Below are 7270 nucleotides of genomic sequence, written 5' to 3' on the forward strand. Positions count from 1 at the left end.
GTTTGTCTTGTACAAGCGGTCGTGATGCGGTCCTTGGACCTATTCCACAGCCTTGACCATGTCCTCGATGACCTTCTTCGCGTCACCGAACACCATCATGGTCTTGTCCAGGTAGAACAACTCGTTGTCCAGGCCGGCATAGCCGCTGGCCATGGAGCGCTTGTTGACGATGATGGTCTTGGCCTTGAAGGCCTCGAGGATCGGCATGCCGGCGATCGGCGACTTCGGATCATTCTTCGCTGCCGGGTTGACCACGTCGTTGGCGCCCAGCACCAGCACCACGTCGGCCTGGCCGAACTCGGCGTTGATGTCCTCCATCTCGAACACCTGGTCGTACGGCACCTCGGCCTCGGCCAGCAGCACGTTCATGTGCCCGGGCATGCGCCCCGCTACCGGGTGGATCGCATACTTCACGGTCACGCCGTTGTGGGTCAGCTTCTCGGTCAGTTCCTTGAGCGCGTGCTGGGCGCGGGCCACCGCCAGGCCGTAGCCCGGGACGATGATCACGCTGTCGGCGTTGCTCAGCAGGAAGGTAGCGTCGTCGGCCGAGCCGGATTTCACCGGGCGCTGCTCTTTCGAACCCGTCGCGGCACCGGCATCGACGTCGGCACCGAAGCCACCGAGGATCACATTGAAGAACGAACGGTTCATCGCCTTGCACATGATGTACGAGAGGATCGCACCGCTGGAGCCGACCAGGGAGCCGGCGATGATCAACATCGAGTTGTTCAGCGAGAAGCCGATACCGGCTGCTGCCCAACCCGAATAGCTGTTGAGCATCGACACCACTACCGGCATGTCGGCGCCGCCGATCGGGATGATGATCAGCACGCCCATGACGAAGGCCAGGGCCAGCATCAGGGTGAAGGCGCTGTAGTGGCCGGTGAAGGTGAACAGCAGCCCCAGGGCGATGGTCGCCAGGCCCAAGATCAGGTTCAACTTGTGCTGGCCGGCGAACTGTACCGGTGCGCCCTGGAACAGGCGGAACTTGTACTTGCCCGACAGCTTGCCGAAGGCGATCACGGAACCTGAGAAGGTGACGGCGCCAATGGCCGCGCCAAGGAACAGCTCGAGGCGGTTGCCGGTGGGGATCGGGTCGCTGATGGCGGCGACGATGCCCAGCGACTGTGGTTCGAGCACGGCGGCGATGGCAATGAATACCGCGGCCAGGCCGATCATGCTGTGCATGAAGGCGACCAGCTCCGGCATCTTGGTCATCTCGACACGCTTGGCCATGATCGAACCGGCAGTACCACCGACCAACAGGCCGACGATCACGTAGCCGATACCCGCAGTCGCAAGCTCGGCGCCAAGCTTATAGATGAGGCCAACCGTGGTGAGGATGGCGATGCCCATGCCGATCATGCCGAACAGGTTGCCGCGCCGCGAAGTGGTCGGGTGCGACAGGCCCTTGAGCGCCTGGATGAAGCACACCGAGGCGACGAGGTAGAGGAGCGTTACCAGATTCATGCTCATGCTTACTTCTGCCCCTCGTTCTTGGTTTTCTTCTTGAACATCTCAAGCATGCGGCGGGTGACCAGGAAGCCACCGAACACGTTGACCGCGGCCAGCGCCACCGCCAGGGTGCCCATGACCTTGCCGGCCGGGGTGACGGTCAGCGCGGCAGCCAGCATGGCACCGACGATGACGATCGCGGAAATGGCGTTGGTGACTGCCATCAACGGCGTGTGCAGGGCCGGGGTGACGTTCCACACCACGTGGTAGCCCACGTAGATGGCCAGCACGAAGATAATCAGGTTGTAGATGCCGTGGGAAATCAGCATGTCTTCCATTGTCGTGCTCCTCAGCCGTTCTTGCGCACGACCTGGCCGTCGCGGCACATCAGGCACGCGGCGACGATGTCGTCTTCGAGGTTGATGACCAGGTTGCCGTCCTTGTCGAACAGCAGCTTCATGAAGTCCAGCAGGTTGCGCGCGTACAGCGCCGAGGCGTCGGCACCGACCTGGGCCGGCAGGTTGGTCGGGCCGACGAGGGTCACGCCGTGCGCCATCACCACCTGGTCGGCCACGGTCAGCGGGCAGTTGCCGCCTTGGGCCGCGGCCAGGTCGATGACCACCGAACCGGGTTTCATCTGCGCCACGGTCTCGGCGCTGAGCAGGGTCGGTGCCTTGCGTCCGGGGATCAGTGCGGTGGTGATGACGATGTCAGCCTGCTTGGCACGCTCGTGCACGGCCTGGGCCTGGCGCTGCATCCAGCTGGCCGGCATTGGCCGGGCGTAGCCGCCCACACCTTCGGCGCACTCACGTTCCTCGTCGGTCTCGTAGGGCACGTCGATGAACTTGGCGCCGAGCGACTCGATCTGCTCCTTCACTGCCGGGCGCACGTCGGACGCCTCGATCACCGCGCCCAGGCGCTTGGCCGTGGCGATGGCCTGCAGGCCGGCCACACCGGCACCGAGGATCAGCACACGGGCGGCTTTCACGGTGCCGGCGGCGGTCATCAGCATGGGCATGAAGCGCGGGTAGTGGTGGGCTGCCAGCAGCACGGCCTTGTAGCCGGCGATGTTGGCTTGCGACGACAGCACGTCGAGGCTTTGCGCGCGTGAGGTGCGCGGTGCAGCCTCCAGGGCGAAGGCGGTGATGCCGCGCTCGGCCATCTTGGCGATCAGTTCGTTGTTGAACGGGTTGAGCATGCCTGCCAGCAGGCTGCCGCTGTTGATCAGCGTCAGTTCCTGATCACTCGGCGCGACCACCTTGAGCACCAGCTGAGCGCCGAAGGCGTCGGCGGCTTCGCCCAAGTTGGCGCCAACGGCCTCATAGGCACTGTCCGGAATGCTGGCCTTGAGCCCTGCCCCCCGTTGCACGGTGACCTGATGGCCCTGGCCAACCAATTTCTTGATGGTTTCCGGGGTCGCGGCGACCCTTGTCTCACCCGTCTGCGTCTCGAGAGGAACACCAATGTGCACGACTTTGTCTCCTGCGGTGACCTTTTGTCTTTATAGGAACCAGCGCACTTCGGGTGGTGCGGCTGGGTGGTCGTAGAGCACGACCCCGCCGGATCCGGGGCGGGGGAGGCATTTTGCAGACGAACCCGAGGGCCTTCAACCGGTTCTGAAGCGAAACGAAGTTAAAACTACAAGTCACCCTGTGACCGTATGTCGCAACGACCTGCCCTCGACCCGTCAAGCACGCGCTATGCGGAGCTTAGGAGAAAATTTGAAAAAAATTCCGCTATTTTCGTTCTCAGTTTGCTGAATGTCGCAAAATTAGCTGCAAACCCGCGCAGTAACTAGGGTTGCTAGGTTTTTCAGGGTGAACGGAACAGATTACGGATTTGCGACAAATCCATATATCTGTAGGTGTTCAAAATAATTGACTACGGGGTCAGCTTTGGCCGTTTCACCCTATTCCGTGGCGGTGTACTGTTGCGCCTGCGCCACCAGCCAGTCGCGGAACGCCCGTAGCGAGGCGGACTCGACCTTCCGCTCGGGGATCATCAGATGGTAGGCCTTGTCGCTGGAGAGGGCATGCCTGTTAGCGACCACCAGTCGGCCCTCCTGCAGCTCACGCTGGATCAGGAACGGTGGAATCAGCGCAATGCCCATGTCATGCATGGCGGCCTGGGCCAGCATCGAAAACAGCTCGTAGCGCGGGCCGGTCATGTCGCGTTCGACGCTCATCCCCAAGCCGTCGAACCATTGTCTCCAGGCATAGGGGCGGGTGGTCTGCTGCAGCAGCGGCAAGCCGGCAATGCGCTGGGCGTCGAGGCTGGCTTGCCCTTCCAGCAGGGAAGGGCTGCACACCGGCATGGGGTTCTCGCCCATCAGTCGGTGGGACTGGGTGCCCGACCAGTCGGCGTCGCCGAAGTAAATGGCGGCATCGAAGGGCGTGTCGGCAAACAGGAAGGGGCGGGTGCGGTTGGTCAGGTTGACCGTGACCTCGGGGTGACGCTGCTGGAAGTCCTTCAGGCGCGGCAGCAACCACTGGGTGCCGAAGGTCGGCACCACCGCCAGTTCGATCACATTGGCGCCTTGCTGGCGCATCACCGAAAGCGTGTCGCGCTCCACCGCATCCAGCTGTGCGGCTACCTGGCGGCTATAGGAGAGCCCGGCTTCGGTCATTTTCACGCCCCGGCGCGAACGGCGGAACAGTTCGACATTGAGGAAGGTCTCCAGGCTGCCGATCTGCCGACAGACGGCACCCTGGGTCAGGGCCAGTTCCTGAGCGGCCTTGGTGAAGCTCTCGTGACGTGCGGCCGCCTCGAAGCAGACCAGGGCAGTGGTGCTGGGAATCTTGCGGCGCATGTACGTGAACCTCACATGTCAGGCGTTGAGCAGGGCATTTTGATGATTACGAAGTGAGAAAATATCACTAAACGGTGCGCAATCCTCGTTTGTCCCTCACGCCAAACAGGCCTAGGATCAATCCAGCACAACAATTCGTTCCCATCTTTCGAGGAATCCGCACATGGCTGGCAAGGCAAGCTTCAACTGGATCGACCCGCTGCTGCTGGATCAGCAGCTCACTGAAGAAGAGCGCATGGTCCGTGACAGCGCCTATCAGTTCGCCCAGGACAAGCTGGCACCCCGTGTGCTGGAGGCGTTCCGTCACGAGCAGACGGATCCGGCGATCTTCCGTGAGATGGGCGAAGTCGGCCTGCTCGGCGCGACCATTCCCGAGCAGTACGGCGGCAGCGGCCTGAATTACGTCTGCTACGGCCTGATCGCCCGCGAGGTGGAGCGTATCGACTCCGGCTACCGCTCGATGATGAGCGTGCAATCATCGCTGGTCATGGTGCCGATCAACGAGTTTGGTACCGAGGCACAGAAGCAGAAGTACCTGCCAAAGCTGGCCAGTGGCGAATGGATTGGCTGCTTCGGCCTGACCGAGCCCAACCATGGTTCCGACCCTGGCTCGATGATCACCCGCGCCCGCAAGGTCGACGGTGGTTATCGCCTGAGCGGCAGCAAGATGTGGATCACCAACAGCCCGATCGCCGATGTATTCGTGGTCTGGGCCAAGGACGATGCCGGCGATATCCGCGGCTTCGTGCTGGAGAAAGGCTGGGACGGCCTCAGTGCTCCGGCCATCCATGGCAAGGTCGGCCTGCGCGCTTCGATCACCGGCGAGATCGTCATGGATAACGTGTTTGTGCCGGAAGAGAACATCTTCCCCGACGTGCGCGGCCTCAAAGGCCCGTTCACCTGCCTGAACTCGGCCCGCTACGGCATCTCCTGGGGTGCGCTGGGGGCCGCCGAGGCCTGCTGGCACACCGCTCGCCAATACACCCTGGATCGTCAGCAGTTTGGCCGCCCGCTGGCTGCCAACCAGTTGATCCAGAAGAAGCTGGCCGACATGCAGACCGAGATCACCCTGGCCCTGCAAGGCTGCCTGCGCCTGGGCCGGATGAAGGACGAAGGGACCGCGGCGGTCGAGATCACCTCGATCATGAAGCGCAACTCCTGCGGCAAGGCCCTGGACATCGCTCGCCTGGCGCGGGACATGCTGGGTGGCAATGGTATTTCCGACGAGTTCGGCGTCGCCCGCCACCTGGTCAACCTCGAGGTAGTCAACACCTATGAAGGTACTCACGACGTGCATGCGCTGATCCTTGGGCGTGCGCAGACCGGCATCCAGGCGTTCTATTAATAGAGGAGCCAGGCCATGGGCGCGCTTTCCCATCTGCGGGTGCTGGATCTTTCCCGGGTATTGGCCGGCCCCTGGTCCGGCCAGATCCTTGCCGACCTTGGAGCGGATGTAATCAAGGTGGAGCGCCCCGGCGCAGGTGACGACACCCGCTCCTGGGGGCCGCCTTTCTTGCGCGATGCCCAGGGCGAGAATACCAGCGAGGCGGCCTACTACCTGTCGGCCAACCGCAACAAGCGCTCGGTGACCATCGACTTCACTCAGCCCGAAGGCCAGCGCCTGGTGCGTGAGTTGGCGGCGAAGTCGGATATCGTCATTGAGAACTTCAAGGTGGGAGGGTTGGCGGCATACGGGTTGGATTACCAAAGCCTGAAGGCCATCAATCCGAAGCTTATCTATTGCTCGATCACCGGTTTTGGTCAGACCGGGCCGTATGCCAAGCGTGCCGGCTATGACTTCATGATCCAGGGGTTGGGCGGGCTGATGAGCCTGACCGGGCGCCCGGAGGGGGAGGAGGGTGCGGGGCCGATGAAGGTTGGGGTGGCGCTCACTGACATCCTGACCGGGCTGTATTCCACCGTGGCGATTCTTGCGGCCTTGGCGCATCGTGATCAGGCGGGCACAGGCCAGCATATCGACATGGCGTTGCTGGATGTGCAGGTTGCCTGCCTGGCCAATCAGGCGATGAACTACCTCACCACAGGCAACCCACCCCGGCGGTTGGGCAATGCGCACCCCAATATCGTGCCCTACCAGGACTTCCCGACGGCGGATGGCAATTTCATTCTCACCGTGGGTAATGACGGGCAGTTCCGCAAGTTTGCTGAAGTGGCGGGGCAGGCACAGTGGGCGGATGACCCGCGGTTCTCTACTAATAAGCAGCGGGTAGCCAATCGTGCGGAGCTGATTCCGTTGATTCGCCAGGCTACGGTGTTCAAGACCACGGCTGAATGGGTCACTGAGCTGGAGAAGGCAGGTGTTCCATGCGGGCCGATCAATGACCTGGCGCAGATGTTCCAGGACCCACAGGTATTGGCGCGTGGGCTGGCGGTGAATGTTCCACATCCGCTGGCGGGCAGCGTGCCGCAGGTGGCCAGCCCCATTCGGTTGTCGGAGACGCCGGTGGAGTATCGGCATGCGCCTCCATTGCTGGGGGAGCACACCGAGGCGGTGCTCATGGATGTGCTGGGGCTGAGCGGGGAAGCGGTGCAGAGCCTTCGGGGCGCAGGGGTGCTGTAATACGCGCTATAGATGTAAGAAGCGGGGCGGCCGGCAGGCCGCCCCGCTTTGCTTTTCAACAATCTGAAGGTTTTGTGAAATAAAGGTTGACGGGCTTTCAGATCCCCTTATAATGCGCCCACTTCCAGCGACATCGGAACGAAAAACTCCTTGAATATCAATGAGTTGATCGATCAAGAGGGTTGCGGAGGTGCTTCGGTCGTCAGATCGGCAGCGGTGAAAAAGGCAGTTGACAGCAGGTTGTAACGCTGTATGATTCGCCTCCCGCTACGAGAGATCGCAGCGAGTCAAGTGTTTGAAGTTGAACGGGTTTCTCGCAAAATACTTCAAAATAAACGCTTGACAGCCAATGAGGAAAGCGTAGAATGCGCGCCTCGGTTGAGACGAAACGCTCTTAACCAAACGCTCTTTAACAAATTGAATCA

At 61.8% G+C, this 7270-nt stretch carries 6 protein-coding genes; 2 read left to right on the plus strand and 4 right to left on the minus strand.

Annotated features, from left to right (window positions below):
- Positions 1-39 precede the first annotated feature (39 nt).
- The 4 genes from OH705_RS01800 to OH705_RS01815 form a co-directional block, all read right to left on the minus strand.
- Positions 40-1476, minus strand: coding sequence for an NAD(P)(+) transhydrogenase (Re/Si-specific) subunit beta (locus OH705_RS01800; protein WP_023631271.1), 1437 nt, complete (start codon positions 1474-1476; stop codon positions 40-42).
- A 2-nt stretch (positions 1477-1478) separates the two neighbouring features.
- Complete coding sequence (locus tag OH705_RS01805) at positions 1479-1793, minus strand: NAD(P) transhydrogenase subunit alpha (RefSeq protein WP_023631272.1); 315 nt, start codon at positions 1791-1793, stop codon at positions 1479-1481.
- Between the two features lie 11 nt (positions 1794-1804).
- Positions 1805-2926, minus strand: a complete 1122-nt coding sequence (locus tag OH705_RS01810; protein WP_104444641.1) for a Re/Si-specific NAD(P)(+) transhydrogenase subunit alpha — start codon at positions 2924-2926, stop codon at positions 1805-1807.
- 438 nt (positions 2927-3364) lie between these two features.
- Positions 3365-4264 (minus strand): LysR family transcriptional regulator, encoded by a 900-nt coding sequence (locus tag OH705_RS01815; protein ID WP_104444640.1) that lies wholly within the window; start codon positions 4262-4264, stop codon positions 3365-3367.
- A 163-nt stretch (positions 4265-4427) separates the two neighbouring features.
- On the opposite strand from OH705_RS01815, the gene OH705_RS01820 reads away from it, so the two are divergent.
- Positions 4428-5609 carry an acyl-CoA dehydrogenase gene (locus OH705_RS01820; RefSeq protein ID WP_023630017.1) on the plus strand — a complete coding sequence of 394 codons (1182 nt, stop codon included), beginning with the start codon at positions 4428-4430 and terminating at the stop codon, positions 5607-5609.
- A gap of 15 nt (positions 5610-5624) precedes the next feature.
- Positions 5625-6845, plus strand: a complete 1221-nt coding sequence (locus OH705_RS01825; RefSeq protein WP_094010762.1) for a CaiB/BaiF CoA transferase family protein — start codon at positions 5625-5627, stop codon at positions 6843-6845.
- Positions 6846-7270: the final 425 nt, after the last annotated feature.

The organism is Pseudomonas sp. BJa3 (assembly GCF_026343815.1).
Lineage (GTDB): Bacteria > Pseudomonadota > Gammaproteobacteria > Pseudomonadales > Pseudomonadaceae > Aquipseudomonas > Aquipseudomonas soli.